Source organism: Actinomadura kijaniata, from assembly GCF_014138665.1.
Taxonomy (GTDB): domain Bacteria; phylum Actinomycetota; class Actinomycetes; order Streptosporangiales; family Streptosporangiaceae; genus Spirillospora; species Spirillospora kijaniata.
Genome location: NZ_JACJIA010000009.1, coordinates 65,218 through 80,867 on the forward strand (window position 1 = coordinate 65,218; position 15,650 = coordinate 80,867).

The window sequence follows — 15,650 nt, forward strand, 5'->3', positions numbered from 1 at the left end:
GCCGTGACCGGGCCTTGGGGTGAGGCGTCCCTGGGGGGTTCGACCAAGGACGCCCCACCGTCGCAGCGCTCGGGGCCCGTCCGGTTAGTCCTTGCCCTCCCGGCGAGGGCGCAGCAGCGCCTCCGCCAGGGCGAGCATGGTCTCCTCCAGCGTGGACAGCCGCTTCAGGACGTCCTCGTGGACCGCCGTCACCTGCTTGGTGACGTCGTCGTGGACCAGGTCGACCTTCTTGCCGACCTCGTCCTGCACGCCCTCGAAACGCTTGCCGACCTCCACCTGGAGCGTCTCGGCCGTGCGGGACACCTCGTCCTGCACGCCGTCGACGCGCTTGGCGAACTCCTCGCGGGTGCCCAGGACCTGCCGGGACACGTCCTCCTGGAGGTCGGTGACCCGCCGGGAGACGTTCTCCTGGATGCTGTCGACGTGCCGGGTGACGCTGCCGTTGATCTCGTCGATCCGCTTGGACACGTCGTCGTGCACGCCGGTGACCTGGCGGGACACCTCGTTGTGCACCGACTCGACCTGCTTGGTGACGTCCACGTGCACCGACTCGACGCGGCGGGAGACGATGTCCACCTGGGTGGTGAACTCCTCCAGCGCGCCGTCGACCTTGCGGGTGACCTCCTCGTGGATGTCCTCGATGCGCTTGCGGACGTCCTCGTGCACGTCCTCGAAGCGCCGGGAGAACTCGTCCATGCGCTTGGCCACGTCGCTGTAGGCGGTCTCGGCGATCTGGGACATGGTCGCCTTGACCTCGTCGCGGTCCGGCCGGGCCCGCAGCTCCTCGATCAGCGGGTTCACGGCGTCGGCCAGATGCTTCTCCAGCGCGTCGAAGCGGTGGCTGTGGTCCACCACCGGACGCTTGGTCAGCTCGGTGAGCCTGCGGTGCAGCTCGCTGACCTCCAGCGTGGCGGGGAGCTGGCCGATGCGGTCGTTGACCCCGTCGATCCGGTCGTCGATGCCCTCGAACCGGCCGTCCAGGCCGTCCAGCTTGCCCGACAGCCCCTCGAGTCGGCCATCGAGCCCGTCCAGCCTGCCGTCCAGGCCGTCCAGCCGTCCGCCCACGCCCTCGACGCGGCCGTTGACCGCCTCCAGGCCCTGTTCCACCCGCTCGGCCATCTCGCCGAGCGACTGGTCGACCCGGGTGCTGACGCCGTTGATCGAGTGTTCCAGCCGCTCCGAGCGGTGCCCCAGCTCCGCCAGGGACTTGTCCAGCCGGTTGAACCGGACGGAGGCGGCCTCCATGCTGCCCTGGAGCTTGTCCAGGCGCTTGGTCATCTCCTCCATCCGCTTGGACGCCTGCTGGGTGACGTCGGTGATGTTCTGTGCGGAGTCGATCACCGCTTGGATGCGGTTCAGTCCCTCGTCGACGTGCTCGCCGATGACGCCGACGTCCGCCCACAGTGCCGGCAGCTCGGCGACGGGCTTGACCCTCTCGCCCACCGCCTCGATGTGCTCGGCGAGCCCTTCGGCCCACTCCGGGGGCTTGCTGGACAGGTCGTCGACCTGTCCCCGGACGCTGTCGAGCTGTCCGGTGAGGCCGCTGAGCTCACGCTCGCGCACCTCGCGAAGCAGCCACTCCATACCCTCCAGTCGCTGGCGAATCTCGTCCAGGACCTGACCCTGTGAGCGCTGTTCGTAGACGTGGTCCTGCGCCGCACGGGCGAGCAACTCCCGCATCCGATCCGAGACCGGTTGACCCCCCGTCTGCAGGAAGTTGTGATTCGTTTCCACCCGATGCTCCTTCGTGTGCCGACACGGCTAAATGGCGCGCGGCATTGAATCGTGAAGACCTCACTGTAGTGCGTTCGCGGGACCGCTATAAGTGGGAGCAGAGAACATTACGAGTTCTGTGGAATGCGTTCGATATACCTAAAGTCGGTGTCGTCGCGCGCGTTGGTCCGTGGGGGTGATTTCCCGGTTTCGCGGCTGATCGGATCAATTGCGGCGGTGTCGGGTCCGGCGGGGCGGGGCCCGGCGGACGGGCGGCGCTGCGGCCGGAGGCGGCGCGGGGCCGCACATTTCGCCTGACACCACCAGTTCACGCGCGCCGGCGCGAGGGCGCCGGTGTGATCGGCGCCGGGGCGGGGACGTTCCGCGCGGTGGCCGGCCGGGCAATGCCCGGTGGTATTCGGGGCGATTGACGATCATCTTCCGGCGGTGATGGAGCCGCCCCCTGAACGTCTCTTGGTCTTTCTTCGTCCGTTGAACTGGACGGGCTGTTTCGCGCCTTCGCCGCCCGGCCTTGCCGCGCCTCCGCAAACGATTGGCGAACGCAATGCTGGAAAGCGATCAGATTTGCTCGGACGTGGCGCGCCGCCCGGCCGCGCTTGACGGCCGGGCCGGGGCCGGGCGGGGACGGGAGATCTTTGGGCTCGATCGGCGGGCGGGACCGCGCCGGGCGCGTTCGGAACGGGCCCGGGGCGGCGCGGGCTCAGAGGGAGGCGGCGGTCACCGGCCGCGCCAGCAGCGCGACCGGGTCCTGCCCCACGCGGGTCAGCACCAGCGTGAGCGTCCGGCCCGCCCGCCCGGCCCCCTTCGTCCCCCGGCCCCCGAACCCCAGGTCGCGCCGGAGCCGGTCCACGTCCACCGCCGAGCCGCGCTTCTTCACCGTCAGCACGCCGACCTCGCGGCGGCGCAGCTCGGCCCGCAGCCGTTTCACCGAGAACGGCAGCACGTCCTCGATCTCGTAGGCGGACGCGAACGGCGTCGGCCGCAGCGAGTCGGAGGTGACGTAGGCGATGTGCGGGTCGGCCAGCCCGCCGCCGACCCGCGCCGCGACCTCGGCGACCAGGTGCGCCCGGATCACCGCGCCGTCGGGCTCGTACAGGAACCGCCCCCACGGCCGCACCGGGGGGTCGCCGAGCCCGGGTTCGGGCGTCAGCGTCAGCGCGCCCCCGGCGCCGCCGGGGGAGAGCAGGGTCGCGCGGCGCCCGACGTCCCCGGCCAGCCCGCCCAGCCACAGCGCGGCCTCCTTCACGTCCCCGCCGACCGAGACCCACTCGGCCTCCACGGGCCCGCGCACGGCCGCCGCGTCCCCCCACAGCGCCTCGTAGGGGATGCCGGGCGCGACCTTCACGCACGCGGCCGGGACGCGTTCGGCCAGGCCGAGCACGGTGTCCAGCGGCGGCTCGTAGGAACGCGGGTCGAACACCCGCCCCCGCGCCGTCCGCCGCCCCGGATCGGCGAACACCGCCCCGAACCCGGCCGGGATCCCGCCGGCGTACCGGGCGGTGGCGTCGTCGCGCCGCACGGTCACCAGGGACTCCAGGGCGAACGCCGCCACGTTCGCCCGCGCCACCTCGGCCGTCAGCGGGTCCAGCTCCACGGCCTCCCCGCCCAGCCCGGCCCGCGCCCGCGCCGTCAGGTCGGCCCCGATGCCGCAGCCGAGCTCCAGCACCGCCGTCTTTTCCAAAAACTCGGCAAAGCGGCGCGCCCGGTGCGCCGCGACCTCGCCGCGCGTGGACTGCTCCAGCCCGGCGGGCGTGAAGTACATGCACGCGGCCTCGTCGCCGAACTTGGCGCGGGCCCGTTCCCGCAGCCGCACCTGGGTCAGCGCGGCGTTGACCAGGTCCGCCGGATGCCGTTCGCGCAGCCGCGTGGCGGTGGCCAGCAGGGCGTCCTCGCTCACGTCGGAGGCCGCCGCCTCGGCGAGGATCGCCTGGCCGGCGGGGGTCAGCAGACCGAGGAACGCCTGGATGTCCATAGGCTGGACGTTAGCGAGTCGAGACCGGTATGAGACCGCGGGCGGGGTTGCCCGTGTTCGTGTTGACGGGCTAACGGCCACGGAATAGTCTCCATGACTGGCACTCTCCCTTCGAGAGTGCCAACACAGCGACAAGGTCGGTCTGGCACCCGCGACGACAGGCCGGTCCAGGGTCGCCTTCTCTGTCAAATGTGCCGGCCGGCCAATGACGGCCGGCCGAGACCGATCGAAGGGGAGGTCAGATCGTGACGACCGCCACCAAGGTTGTTCTCAAGCCGCTCGAGGACCGCATCGTCGTCCAGCCGCTTGAGGCCGAGACCACCACCGCGTCGGGTCTGGTTATTCCGGACACCGCCAAGGAGAAGCCCCAGGAGGGCACCGTCCTGGCCGTCGGCCCGGGCCGGGTCGACGACAAGGGCGAGCGCGTGCCGCTCGACGTGAAGGTCGGCGACGTCGTGCTCTACAGCAAGTACGGCGGCACCGAGGTCAAGTACAACGGCGAGGAGTACCTCGTCCTCTCCGCCCGCGACGTGCTCGCGGTCGTCGAGAAGTAACGGACCTGACGTGACGCTCCGCCCCGGACCTCGCCCGCTGACAGGGGCGGGTCCGGGGCGGATCGCTTGATAGAGGGAGAACCCCTGTGGCGAAGATCCTGGAGTTCGAAGAGGACGCCCGCCGCGCCCTTGAGCGCGGTGTGAACGCCCTCGCCGACGCCGTGAAGGTCACGATCGGCCCGCGCGGCCGCAACGTCGTGATCGACAAGAAGTTCGGCGCGCCGACCATCACCAACGACGGCGTCACCATCGCCCGCGAGGTGGAGCTGGAGGACCCCTACGAGAACCTGGGGGCCCAGCTCGCCAAGGAGGTGGCGACCAAGACCAACGACATCGCCGGTGACGGCACCACCACCGCCACCGTGCTGGCCCAGGCGCTGGTCCGCGAGGGCCTGCGCAACGTGGCCGCCGGCGCCTCGCCGCTGTCGCTCAAGCGCGGCATGGACGCCGCCGCCCAGTACGTGTCCGACCAGCTGCTGAAGTCGGCCCGCGAGGTCAACGAGAAGTCCGAGATCGCGGGCGTCGCGACCATCTCGGCGCAGGACGCCAAGATCGGCGAGCTGATCGCCGAGGCGTTCGACAAGGTCGGCAAGGACGGTGTCATCACCGTCGAGGAGGCCCACACCATGGGCCTGGAGCTGGAGTTCACCGAGGGCCTCCAGTTCGACAAGGGCTACCTGTCGCCGCACATGGTGACCGACCCCGAGCGCATGGAGGCCGTCCTGGAGGACGCCTACGTGCTCATCCACGAGGGCAAGATCTCCAACGTGCAGGAGTTCCTGCCGCTGGCGGAGAAGGTCGCCCAGACCAAGAAGCCGCTGCTGGTCATCGCCGAGGACGTCGAGGGCGAGGCGCTGGCGCTGCTGGTCGCCAACAAGATCCGCGGCACGTTCCTGTCGGTGGCCGTCAAGGCCCCCGGCTTCGGCGACCGCCGCAAGGCGATGCTCGGCGACATGGCCGCCCTGACCGGCGGCCAGGTCATCTCCGAGGCCATCGGCCTGAAGCTGGACTCGGTCGGCCTGGAGGACCTGGGCCGCGCCCGCCGCATCACCGTCACCAAGGACGCCACCACCATCGTGGACGGCGCCGGTGAGCAGGCCGACATCGAGGCCCGCGTCAACCAGATCAAGGTCGAGATCGAGAACTCCGACTCCGACTGGGACCGCGAGAAGCTCCAGGAGCGCCTGGCCAAGCTCGCCGGCGGCGTGTGCGTGCTGCGCGTCGGCGCCGCCACCGAGGTGGAGCTCAAGGAGAAGAAGCACCGCCTGGAGGACGCCATCTCGGCGACCCGCGCCGCCATCGAGGAGGGCATCGTCTCCGGCGGCGGCTCCGCGCTGGTGCACGTGGCCAAGGAGGGCTTCGAGTCCCTCGGCCTGACCGGCGACGAGGCCACCGGCGCCGAGGCGGTCCGCCGCTCGCTGGTCGAGCCGCTGCGCTGGATCTCCGAGAACGCCGGCCAGGAGGGCTACGTCGTCGTCTCCAAGGTCCAGGACCTGGACGCCGGCCACGGCTACAACGCCGCCACCGGCGAGTACGGCGACCTGATCGCCCAGGGCGTCATCGACCCGGTGAAGGTGACCCGCTCGGCCGTCACCAACGCCGCGTCGATCGCGGGCATGCTGCTCACCACCGAGGCTCTCGTCGTCGAGAAGCCCGAGGAGGAGGAGCCGGCCGCCGGCGGCCACGGCCACGGGCACGGCCACGGCCACTGATCAGGCAGCTTGATCGAGAACGGGACCTCCGCCCCTGGGCGGGGGTCCCGGGCTTTTGCGGAGGAAAAGCGGCGAACACGAGGTTCCCGGCTCGTTGAGCTGTTTCCCGCTCCCTGGCGGCGAACACGTGGAACCTCCGCCACGGCGCGCAGCAGGATGACCACGTTGCGTTCCGATGGGGGACTCGTCCCCGCACTGTGACCATTCCGTTGTCGTGGACAGTGGAGACAGGGCATGGCCCGCTGGGCATCATGCTCTACGTGACCGAGGGATGCTTCGCCGGGACCAGTACCGCGGGCGTGACCGAACCCTCGGGGGGGCCCGCGCCACCGCCTTCCCCCGACGCCGGACGGCTGCGCCTGCTGCGCGCCGCCGGTGAGCGGGAGGGCGACCTGCGGGAACTGACCTCCCTGGCCGTCCAGGGCGACCCGGGCGCGATCGAGGTGCTCATCGCGCAGGTGCGGCCGATGGTGGTGCGCTACTGCCGGGCCCGGCTCGGCCGCGTCTCCGGGCAGTACCACATCGCCGACGACGTGGCCCAGGAGGTCTGCATCGCGGTGCTGTCGGCGCTGCCGCGCTACCGCGACATGGGCCGCCCGTTCGCCTCGTTCGTCTTCGGCATCGCCGCGCACAAGATCGCCGACGCGCTGCGCAGCGCGGTGCGCGCGGCGGTCCCCACCGAGGACCTCCCCGACGGGCCCGACGACCGGCCCGGCCCGGAGGAGACGGTGGTGCGCTACATCGAGGCGCAGCGCGCCCGGGACCTGCTCACCCGCCTCCCCGACCACCAGCGGGAACTCGTGCTGCTGCGGGTGGTGGCCGGGCTGTCGGCGGAGGAGACCGGCAACGTGCTGGGCATGTCCGCGGGGGCGGTACGGGTCGCGCAGCACCGCGCGCTGGCCCGGCTGCGGGCGATGGCCAGAGAGGAGTCGATCGCTTGACGGAGCGGAGCACCGGCGTCCCGGACCGGGCCGGCGCCGAACCCGCCCCGGCGCCCCTCGCCGACCCGGCCGCGGTGCGGCGCACCGACGCCCTGGTCGAGGCACTGGCCGGCCGGCGCGTCCGCGCCGCCGCCCTGCCCGACCCCGCCCTCCGCCTCCTCGGCGCGCTGGTCGCCGACGTGGACGACCCCACCCTGCGCGGCGTTCCGGGCCTGCGCGGCGTGCCCGCGCCGGAGGACCCCGACGAACGGCCGCCCGCCGGCCCGGAGGAGCCCGCCGGGACCGACCCCGCCCGGCCGGGCGGCGCCGAGCCGGGCCCGCGCCGCCGGGGGCACCGCACGATCGTCGCGCTGGGCGTCGCCGGAGCGGTGCTGGCCGGCACCGGCGTGGCCGCCGCCGGAAGCGGGACCGCCGGGGCCCCGGCCCCGCCGCGGGCCGCCGAGGCCGGTCCGCGCGAACTCCCCGGCCCCGCCGGACCCTCCTCCTCCCGCGCCCGGCTCCGCCGCGTCCCGCCACCGGACCAGACCCCGCCCCAGGCCCCGGCGGCGCGGCCTCCCGTCGCGGGCGACGAGCGTCCCGACCGCGCCGCCCGGCCCCGCCCGGACGCCCCGGTCCGCGAGGACCTGGAGGACCTCGAAGGCCGCGTGAAGGACATGCCGCCGGGCCGCCCGCCCGCGCGGAACGGCCGCTCCGGCTGGCGGCCCGAGCAGCAGGTGGACCGGCCGCAGCCGGCCGGCCAGCGCGAACGCGCCGAAGAGGTCCAGCGCCGCCTGGAGGAGATCCGCCGCCGCGCCGAGAGACGCCTCGACCGCTACCGCCGCTGAGACCGGCACCGCACACGGCCGACGTCAGCGTCGCCTGGGGGCAACCCGTAGGCCTTGGGTGGGGACTGGCGTCGGTCCTCGCTTGGCTGCGGTCGACGTCGGTGTTGCCTGGGGGCGGCCCCCAGACCCCCGGGGTGGGGACTGACGTCGGTCCTCGCTTGGCTGCGGTCGACGTCGGTGTTGCCTGGGGGCGGCCCCCAGACCCCCGGGGTCGGGACTGACGTCGATCCTCGCTTCGCTGCGGTCGACGTCAGTCGCCCTCGCGGCCTTCCTCGCTGTCGATCACGCCGTCGACGTAGCCGCGCGCGTACTCCCAGCTGACGTAGTCGACGGGGTCGGGGGACATCGCGGGCTCGTGGACGCGGGGCAGGCCCTGGTCGAGCAGGTGCCGCAGGTTGCCGTGCAGCAGGTCCCAGTCGATGTAGTGCACCTTCCCGCAGTCGCCGCAGTCCACGGTCAGGCCGCGTACGCCCAGCGGCTCCAGCAGGGCGCGGAAGACCTCCAGGTCGGCCAGGTCGGCCAGGACGTCCTCGCGTTCGGCGACGCTGAGCGGCACGACGTCCTCGCCGGGGTCGCCGAGCGAGGCCGCCGGGTCCTCCGGGTCGCCGGCGAACGGGTCGAGCGGAGCGTCATCGTGCACACTCCCACGCTAACGCGCGCCGCCCCCGCAGGTGCACCCCCCGTCCCCTTCTGTGTGGCGGCGATCGTCCCGCGTCCCCTGTGACGTGGGGAATGTCCGGAAACTCCGGGGCGTTACGACGATTCACCGGGGAGGAGTGGATGTCGCCCACGCCACGCGCCGGACCCTCGCAACCGGCCATCCCGGCGGACGGTCTCGGCCTACCATGGGACGAGGTCGCCGTGACCTGGTCGGACACCGCCATCACCGCAGGAAGGTCGCCATGAACCCCGCAGCCGAGCCCGCCAAGTTCCTCCCTCCGGGACTGACCTTCGACGACGTGCTGCTGCTGCCGGGCTACTCCGACATGCAGCCCGGCGAGGCCGACACGACCACCCGGCTGACCCGCAACATCACGTTGCGCATCCCGCTGGTGTCGGCCGCCATGGACACCGTGACCGAGTCGCGCACCGCCGTGGCGATGGCCCGCCAGGGCGGCATCGGCGTGCTGCACCGCAACATGTCGGTCGAGGAGCAGGCCGCCGAGGCCGATCGGGTCAAGCGCTCCGAGGCCGGGATGATCACCAAGCCGGTGACCTGCCTGCCCGACGCCACCCTCGCCGACGTCGAGGAGATGTGCGCCCGCTACCGGATCTCCGGGGTACCGGTCACCGACGTGCGCGGCGTCCTCGTCGGCATCGTCACCAACCGCGACATGCGGTTCGAGACCGACCTGTCGCGCCCGGTGCGCGAGGTCATGACCCCGATGCCGCTGGTCACCGCGCCGGTGGACGTCTCCCGCGAGGAGGCGTTCCGGCTGCTGGCCGACAACAAGATCGAGAAGCTTCCGCTGGTGGACGCCGACGGCCGGCTGCGCGGTCTGATCACCGTCAAGGACTTCACCAAGAGCGAGCAGTACCCCCACTCCACCAAGGACGCCGACGGCCGGCTGCTGGTCGCCGCCGCCGTGGGCGTCGGCGAGGACGCCATCCGCCGCGCCCAGGCGCTGGTCGAGGCGGGCACCGACGTGATCGTGGTGGACACCGCGCACGGCCACTCCAAGGGCGTCGCCGACACCATCGCCAAGATCAAGGCGAACTCGTCGGTGGAGGTGGTCGGCGGCAACGTCGCCACCTACGCCGGGGCCAAGGTCCTGGTCGAGGCCGGCGCCGACGCCGTGAAGGTCGGCGTGGGGCCGGGCTCCATCTGCACCACCCGCGTGGTCGCGGGCGTCGGCGTCCCGCAGATCACCGCGATCTTCGAGGCCGCCCGCGCCGCGAACGAGGCCGGCGTCCCGGTCATCGGCGACGGCGGCCTCCAGTACTCCGGCGACATCGCCAAGGCGCTGGTGGCGGGCGCGAGCACCGTGATGCTGGGCAGCCTGCTGGCCGGGATCGAGGAGTCGCCCGGCGAGCTGATCTTCGTGCACGGCAAGCAGTACAAGTCCTACCGGGGCATGGGCTCGCTCGGCGCCATGCGCAACCGCGAGCGCGGCATGTCGTTCTCCAAGGACCGCTACGCCCAGGCCGACGTCTCCAGCGAGGAGAAGCTGATCCCCGAGGGCGTCGAGGGCCAGGTGCCCTACCGCGGCCCGCTGGCCAACGTCGCCCACCAGCTCGTCGGCGGCCTGCACCAGTCGATGTGGTACGCCGGCGCGCGCACGATCCCCGACCTCCAGGAGCGCGGCCAGCTCATGCAGATCACCTCGGCCGGCCTGCGCGAGAGCCACCCGCACGACATCCAGATGACCGTCGAGGCGCCCAACTACCAGGGCCGCTGACGGGCTGCCGTAAGCTCACGGGGGAGCGTTTTCCGGATCCGGAACGGGAACACTCCCCAGGATCATGACGGACGGCCCGGACACGGCCGCGCGCGACGCGGCCGGGCGGGACCCGAGAAAGAGGAAGCGCAGTGGCTGCTGAGGTGGAGATCGGCCGGGGCAAGAGCGGTCGCCGGGCGTTCGCGTTCGACGACATCGGCATCGTCCCGTCCCGCCGGACGCGCGACCCCGAGGAGGTCAGCGTCGCCTGGCAGATCGACGCCTACCGGTTCGAGATGCCGCTGGTCGTCGCGCCGATGGACAGCGTGGTCAGCCCGGCCACCGCGATCCAGGTGGGACGGCTCGGCGGGCTGGCGGTGCTCGACCTGGAGGGTCTGTGGACCCGCTACGAGAACCCCGAGCCGCTGCTGGCCGAGATCGCCTCGCTGGACGACGTCCGCGCCACCCAGCGGCTCCAGGAGATCTACGCCGAGCCGATCAAGGAGGACCTGATCGGCCGCCGGATCCAGGAGATCCGCGACGCGGGGGTGACGGTCGCCGCGCGGCTGTCGCCGCAGCGCACCGCGCAGTTCCACAAGGCCGTGATCGACGCCGGGGTGGACCTGTTCGTGATCCGCGGCACGACCGTGTCGGCCGAGCACGTCTCCGGCCGCGCCGAGCCGCTGAACCTCAAGCAGTTCATCTACGACCTGGACGTCCCGGTCATCGTGGGCGGCTGCTCCACCTACACCGCCGCGCTGCACCTGATGCGGACCGGCGCGGCGGGCGTGCTGGTGGGCTTCGGTGGCGGCTCGGGCCACACCACCCGCACCGTGCTGGGCGTGGCCGTCCCGATGGCGACCGCCGTCGCCGACGTGGCCGCCGCGCGCCGCGACTACATGGACGAGTCCGGCGGCCGGTACGTGCACGTCATCGCCGACGGCGGCATGACCAACTCCGGCGACGTCGCCAAGGCGTTCGCCTGCGGGTCCGACGCGGTGATGGTCGGGTCGCCGTTCGCGCGCGCCACCGAGGCCCCGGGCCGCGGCTACCACTGGGGCAGCGAGGCCCACCACGGCGACGTGCCCCGCGGCACCCGCCTGGACCTGGGCACGATCGGCACCATGGAGCAGATCCTGTACGGCCCGTCGCACGTGGCCGACGGCTCGATGAACCTGATCGGCGCGCTGCGCCGCTCGATGGCGACCGCCGGGTACACCGAGCTGAAGGAGTTCCAGCGGGTGCAGGTCGTGGTGGCTCCGCAGACCCTCTGAACCTCTGACCTCCGGCTCTCCGAGTCTCCGAACGGTCCGCCATGAGGGCGGCGCGCAGGGTGCGCGCCGCCCTCGTGCGTTGTTCACGTGGAATCCATCACGCGGGGGTGGACCGCTCCCTACTGTTGGGTAGGGGTAAGGGGCGAACGCCGTACGACCGCATGGGGGAGACGCGATGACGGGATCACCGGTGACCGGACTGGGCAGTTCGCGGCTGGGCCCGGCCGAACGGTCGACGGCGTTGGACCGGATGTCCCGGGAGGAGTTCGACGTCGTGGTGGTCGGGGCCGGGATCGTCGGGGCCGGGGCCGCCCTGGACGCCGCCACCCGTGGCCTGTCGGTGGCGGTGGTGGAGGCGCGCGACTTCGCCTCCGGCACCTCCTCCCGGTCCTCCAAGCTGATCCACGGCGGTCTGCGCTACCTGGAGCAGTACAACTTCGACCTGGTGCGGGAGGCGCTCACCGAGCGCGGCCTGCTGCTCCAGCGCATCGCCCCGCACCTGGTGCGGCCGGTCCCGTTCCTGCTGCCGACCACGCACCGCGTGTGGGAGCGCGGCTACCTCGGCGCGGGCGTGGCGCTGTACGACGCGCTGGCGTTCCAGATGGGCTCGACGCGGGGCGTGCCGCACCACCGGCACCTGACGCGGCGCGGGGCGTTGAGGCTGGCCCCGGCGTTGCGCAAGGACTCGTTCGTCGGCGCGATCCAGCTGTGGGACGCGCAGGTCGACGACGCCCGCTACGTGATGATGCTGCTGCGGACCGCCGCCGGGTACGGCGCACAGATCGCGTCCCGGACCCAGTGCGTGGGGTTCCTGCGCGAGGGCGAGCGCGTCACCGGCCTGCGCGTCCGCGACCTGGAGGGCGGCACGACCAGCGAGGTCCGCGCCAAGCAGGTCGTCAACGCCACCGGCGTGTGGACCGACGACATCCAGGAGCTGGTCGGCGGGCGCGGGCAGATCCACGTCAAGGCGTCCAAGGGCATCCATCTGGTGGTGCCCAAGGACCGCATCCACTCCTCGACCGGCCTGCTGCTGCGGACCGAGAAGTCGGTGCTGTTCGTGATCCCGTGGGGGCGGCACTGGATCATCGGGACCACCGACACCGCCTGGGACCTGGACCGGGCGCACCCGGCGGCGTCCAAGGCCGACATCGACTACGTGCTGGACCACGTCAACGCGGTGCTCAACACCCCGCTCACGCACGACGACGTGGAGGGCGTGTACGCGGGGCTGCGGCCGCTGCTGTCGGGCGAGAGCGAGGAGACCTCGAAGCTGTCGCGCGAGCACATCGTGGCGCACCCGGTGCCCGGCCTGGTGCTGGTGGCGGGCGGCAAGTACACGACCTACCGGGTGATGGCCAAGGACGCGATCGACGCGGTCGCGCACGGTCTGGACGGCAGGGTCGCCGAGTCCTGCACCGACCGGGTCGCGATCGTCGGCGGCGACGGCTTCCAGGCGATGTGGAACGCCCGGTACCGGCTGGCGTCCAGGTCCGGGCTGCACGTGGCGCGGATCGAGCACCTGATGCGGCGCTACGGGACGCTGGTGGACGACCTGCTCGGGCTGATCGCCGAGCGGCCGGACCTGGGCCGCCCGCTGGAGGGCGCCGACGACTACCTGCGCGCCGAGATCGTCTACGCGGCGTCGCACGAGGGCGCGCGGCACCTCAACGACGTGCTGGCCCGCCGCACCCGCATCTCCATCGAGACCTGGGACCGCGGGCTGGGCGTGGCGCAGGAGGCCGCCGACCTGCTGATGCCGGTGCTGGGCTGGTCCAAGAAGCAGCGCGACCGCGAGATCGAGTACTACCGCAAGCGGATCGAGGCCGAGCGCGCCTCCCAGGCCCAGGAGGGCGACCAGGAGGCCGACGCCCGGCGGCGCGGCGCGCCCGACATCGTGCCGGTGGCGACGCCCGACGGTGTCTCCTGACCGTCGAATCGCCTGCTCAGGATCGCGACGCCCCGTCCCCACCGCCGGGACGGGGCGTTCTTTCTGACCGGATGTGGCAAAAGGGGCAAGGCTTTCATAAGTGGTAAAAGTCTGAATTGCTGCTAACCTCGCATTTCTTCGTGATCAAGGAGTCACGGGAACGGGGAGGTGGCAGTGCGGGGGTTCGTCATCGCGGCCGGGGGGTCGCTCGTCGCTCTGGCGGTCGGGTCCGTGGACGCCACGGCGGCCGTCAACGGGAACGTCACGCGCGTCGCGCACGCCGCGCCGCAGGCCGTCGCCAAGGCGAAGCCCAAGAAGCCGAAGAAGCGCTACGTCCCGCAGGGCGTGCGGTTCAACCTGCCGACCGGCACCACCGCGCAGCGCGGCGCGATCGACCTCTACATCAAGAAGCTGATCCGCAACGCCCCGCGCGGCTCGGAGATCGACGTCTCCCTGTTCCGGCTGCGCACCCCCGGCATGGCCAAGGAGCTGGTGCGCGCCCACAAGCGCCGGGTGAAGGTCCGGATCATCCTGGACTCCGACTCGCCCACCGGCGGCAAGACCAACCGCGCCGTCTACGACTACCTGCGCCGCAACCTCGGCACCAGCACGCGCCGGTCGTCCTGGGTCGTGCTGTGCCCGACGCGCCGCGGCTGCGTGGCGACCGCGCCCAAGGGCAAGTGGAGCAAGAACCACAACAAGTTCTACGCGTTCTCCCGCACCTACGACTCGCGCAACGTGGTCGTGCAGACCTCCAGCAACGCCACCAACGGCGGCTACAACCAGTACAACGACGCCTACACCGTCGTGGACCGCAGGCTCTACACCGCCTACCGGCGCTACTTCTACGACCTGGCCAGGAAGCGCGCCAACGCGAACTACTGGCGCACCACCTGGTCCGCCCACCGGGGCGTCAGCCACTTCCCGAAGGCCACCGGCGACCCGATCGGCGACGTGCTGGACCGGGTGAGCTGCACCGGCGGCCGCACCCGCATCCGCGTCTCCAGCGGCATCCTCACCCGCACCGGCGTGGCGGGGCGGCTGACGAAACTGGACGACCGGGGCTGCCGCGTGCAGGTCGTCGCCGACGAGATCGGCGAGAGCGCGATGCGGACGTTCACCAAGCCGAGCCGCAACGGCATCCCCGAGGTCCGCTACTTCACCCGGGGACAGAACCGCACCGCCCACTCCAAGTACCTGCTCATCGACGGGATCTACAAGGGCCACCGGCGCAAGCTGGTGCTGACCGGCAGCCACAGCTACACCACCGACGCGCTGCGCTACAACGACGAGTCGATGCTGTGGGTCTTCGGCGGCCACGTGCACGACGTCTACGTCCGCAACTTCAACCGGGTGTTCTCGGCGGCACAGGGCAAGGTCTACGTGAGCGGACTGCTCGCCGCGCCGACCGTTCCCGACGACACCAGCGAGGCCGAGCGGCCCGAGCCCGAGCCCGCGACCGGCCAGCCCGAGGCGGAGCTGCCCGCGACCGAGCGACCCGCCCCCGACGGCGGCCCGTCCGGCCCGGTCGACGGCCTCCCCTCCGCCGAGGGCCTCTAGGACAGCACGCCGCCCAGCAGGGCCCGGATCCCCTTCTCGTACAGTTCGGCGGGTACCCGTTCCGGGTCCAGCAGGTGCTGGAACGCCAGTCCCACGTCCAGCGCGACCACCAGTGCGGCGCGGTCGGCGGGGGTCAGGCCGTCGCGTTCGGGGAGGCGGCGGGCCAGGCGGGAACGGCGTTCGGCGTACCAGTCGGCGATCCGCCACCCGGCCGCGTAGTCGCGCATCCCGTAGAGCCAGAACTCCACCAGCAGCAGCGCCCGGGAGCGCGCGCCGTCGCCCGTCACGCGCCGCGTGTAGGCGTCCCCGGCCCGCCGCAGGCGGTCCTCGGGGGGCCGGCCGGCGTCGTGGAGCTCCTGGCAGGGGCCGTCGGTGAGGCGGTCGTCGGTATGCCGCTCCAGCAGCGCCAGCAGCAGGTCGGTCTTGCCCGCGAAGTTGGAGTAGACGGCCCCCTTGGTGAGGCCCGCCGAGGACGCGATGTCGTCGAGGGAGGCGCCGTGGATGCCGTGTTCGGCCCACAGGCGCTCGGCCGCCTCCAGCAGCGCGGCGCGGGTCTGCTCGCGGCGTTCCCGGCGGCTGCCGCCGCCCCGCCTGGTCGCCCGTCCCGTACCGGTCTCCGCCATGCCCACCCCTCCGTCGTCGGCGCGCTCCGAGAATTCCCTCCCCGGCGCGGGACGCGCCCGGTCTCCTGTTTCCGGAATACACCGACCGGTCATGGTCAGTCCGCCGGTTACGGAACTCGACCGGATGTGGAACGGTCCGTCAGCACTTCTC

12 protein-coding genes are annotated in these 15,650 nt (G+C 72.3%); 8 read left to right on the plus strand and 4 right to left on the minus strand.

All coding sequences use genetic code 11. The features are described from left to right. Positions 1-84: 84 nt before the first annotated feature. On the minus strand, positions 85-1,584 hold the full coding sequence (locus HNR61_RS30010) for a hypothetical protein (protein ID WP_169814135.1): 1,500 nt from the start codon (positions 1,582-1,584) through the stop codon (positions 85-87). A gap of 850 nt (positions 1,585-2,434) precedes the next feature. Beyond that, entirely contained in the window at positions 2,435-3,706 is a 1,272-nt protein-coding gene (locus tag HNR61_RS30015) for a THUMP-like domain-containing protein (protein ID WP_182846527.1), read from the minus strand. Positions 3,707-3,951: 245 nt separating this feature from the next. On the opposite strand from HNR61_RS30015, the gene groES reads away from it, so the two are divergent. The 4 genes from groES (at position 3,952) to HNR61_RS30035 (ending at position 7,737) form a co-directional block, all read left to right on the plus strand. Then, on the plus strand, positions 3,952-4,260 hold the full coding sequence (gene groES, locus HNR61_RS30020) for a co-chaperone GroES (RefSeq protein ID WP_067832867.1): 309 nt from the start codon (positions 3,952-3,954) through the stop codon (positions 4,258-4,260). Positions 4,261-4,346: 86 nt separating this feature from the next. Beyond that, positions 4,347-5,972, plus strand: a complete 1,626-nt coding sequence (gene groL / locus HNR61_RS30025; RefSeq protein ID WP_182846528.1) for a chaperonin GroEL — start codon at positions 4,347-4,349, stop codon at positions 5,970-5,972. Between the two features lie 251 nt (positions 5,973-6,223). After that, positions 6,224-6,913, plus strand: a complete 690-nt coding sequence (locus tag HNR61_RS30030; RefSeq protein ID WP_376770282.1) for a sigma-70 family RNA polymerase sigma factor — start codon at positions 6,224-6,226, stop codon at positions 6,911-6,913. Next, positions 6,910-7,737: a hypothetical protein gene (locus HNR61_RS30035; RefSeq protein ID WP_182846529.1), complete on the plus strand. Its 828-nt coding sequence runs from the start codon at positions 6,910-6,912 to the stop codon at positions 7,735-7,737. The genes HNR61_RS30030 and HNR61_RS30035 overlap by 4 nt, the downstream gene beginning before the upstream one ends. A 250-nt stretch (positions 7,738-7,987) precedes the next feature. Here HNR61_RS30035 and HNR61_RS30040 read toward each other — a convergent pair whose 3' ends face one another. Continuing rightward, entirely contained in the window at positions 7,988-8,377 is a 390-nt protein-coding gene (locus HNR61_RS30040; protein WP_067831263.1) for a DUF5319 domain-containing protein, read from the minus strand. 262 nt (positions 8,378-8,639) lie between these two features. On the opposite strand from HNR61_RS30040, the gene guaB reads away from it, so the two are divergent. The 4 genes from guaB (at position 8,640) to HNR61_RS30060 (ending at position 14,876) form a co-directional block, all read left to right on the plus strand. Continuing rightward, positions 8,640-10,136, plus strand: coding sequence for an IMP dehydrogenase (guaB, locus tag HNR61_RS30045; RefSeq protein WP_182846530.1), 1,497 nt, complete (start codon positions 8,640-8,642; stop codon positions 10,134-10,136). Positions 10,137-10,279: 143 nt separating this feature from the next. Next, on the plus strand, positions 10,280-11,389 hold the full coding sequence (locus HNR61_RS30050; RefSeq protein WP_182846778.1) for a GuaB3 family IMP dehydrogenase-related protein: 1,110 nt from the start codon (positions 10,280-10,282) through the stop codon (positions 11,387-11,389). Between the two features lie 175 nt (positions 11,390-11,564). Beyond that, positions 11,565-13,316, plus strand: coding sequence for a glycerol-3-phosphate dehydrogenase/oxidase (locus tag HNR61_RS30055; protein WP_182846531.1), 1,752 nt, complete (start codon positions 11,565-11,567; stop codon positions 13,314-13,316). Positions 13,317-13,490: 174 nt separating this feature from the next. After that, on the plus strand, positions 13,491-14,876 hold the full coding sequence (locus HNR61_RS30060; RefSeq protein WP_182846532.1) for a phospholipase D-like domain-containing protein: 1,386 nt from the start codon (positions 13,491-13,493) through the stop codon (positions 14,874-14,876). Here HNR61_RS30060 and HNR61_RS30065 read toward each other — a convergent pair. Then, entirely contained in the window at positions 14,873-15,499 is a 627-nt protein-coding gene (locus HNR61_RS30065; protein ID WP_182846533.1) for a TetR/AcrR family transcriptional regulator, read from the minus strand. The two genes, HNR61_RS30060 and HNR61_RS30065, sit on opposite strands and share 4 nt — an antisense overlap. Positions 15,500-15,650 lie beyond the last annotated feature (151 nt).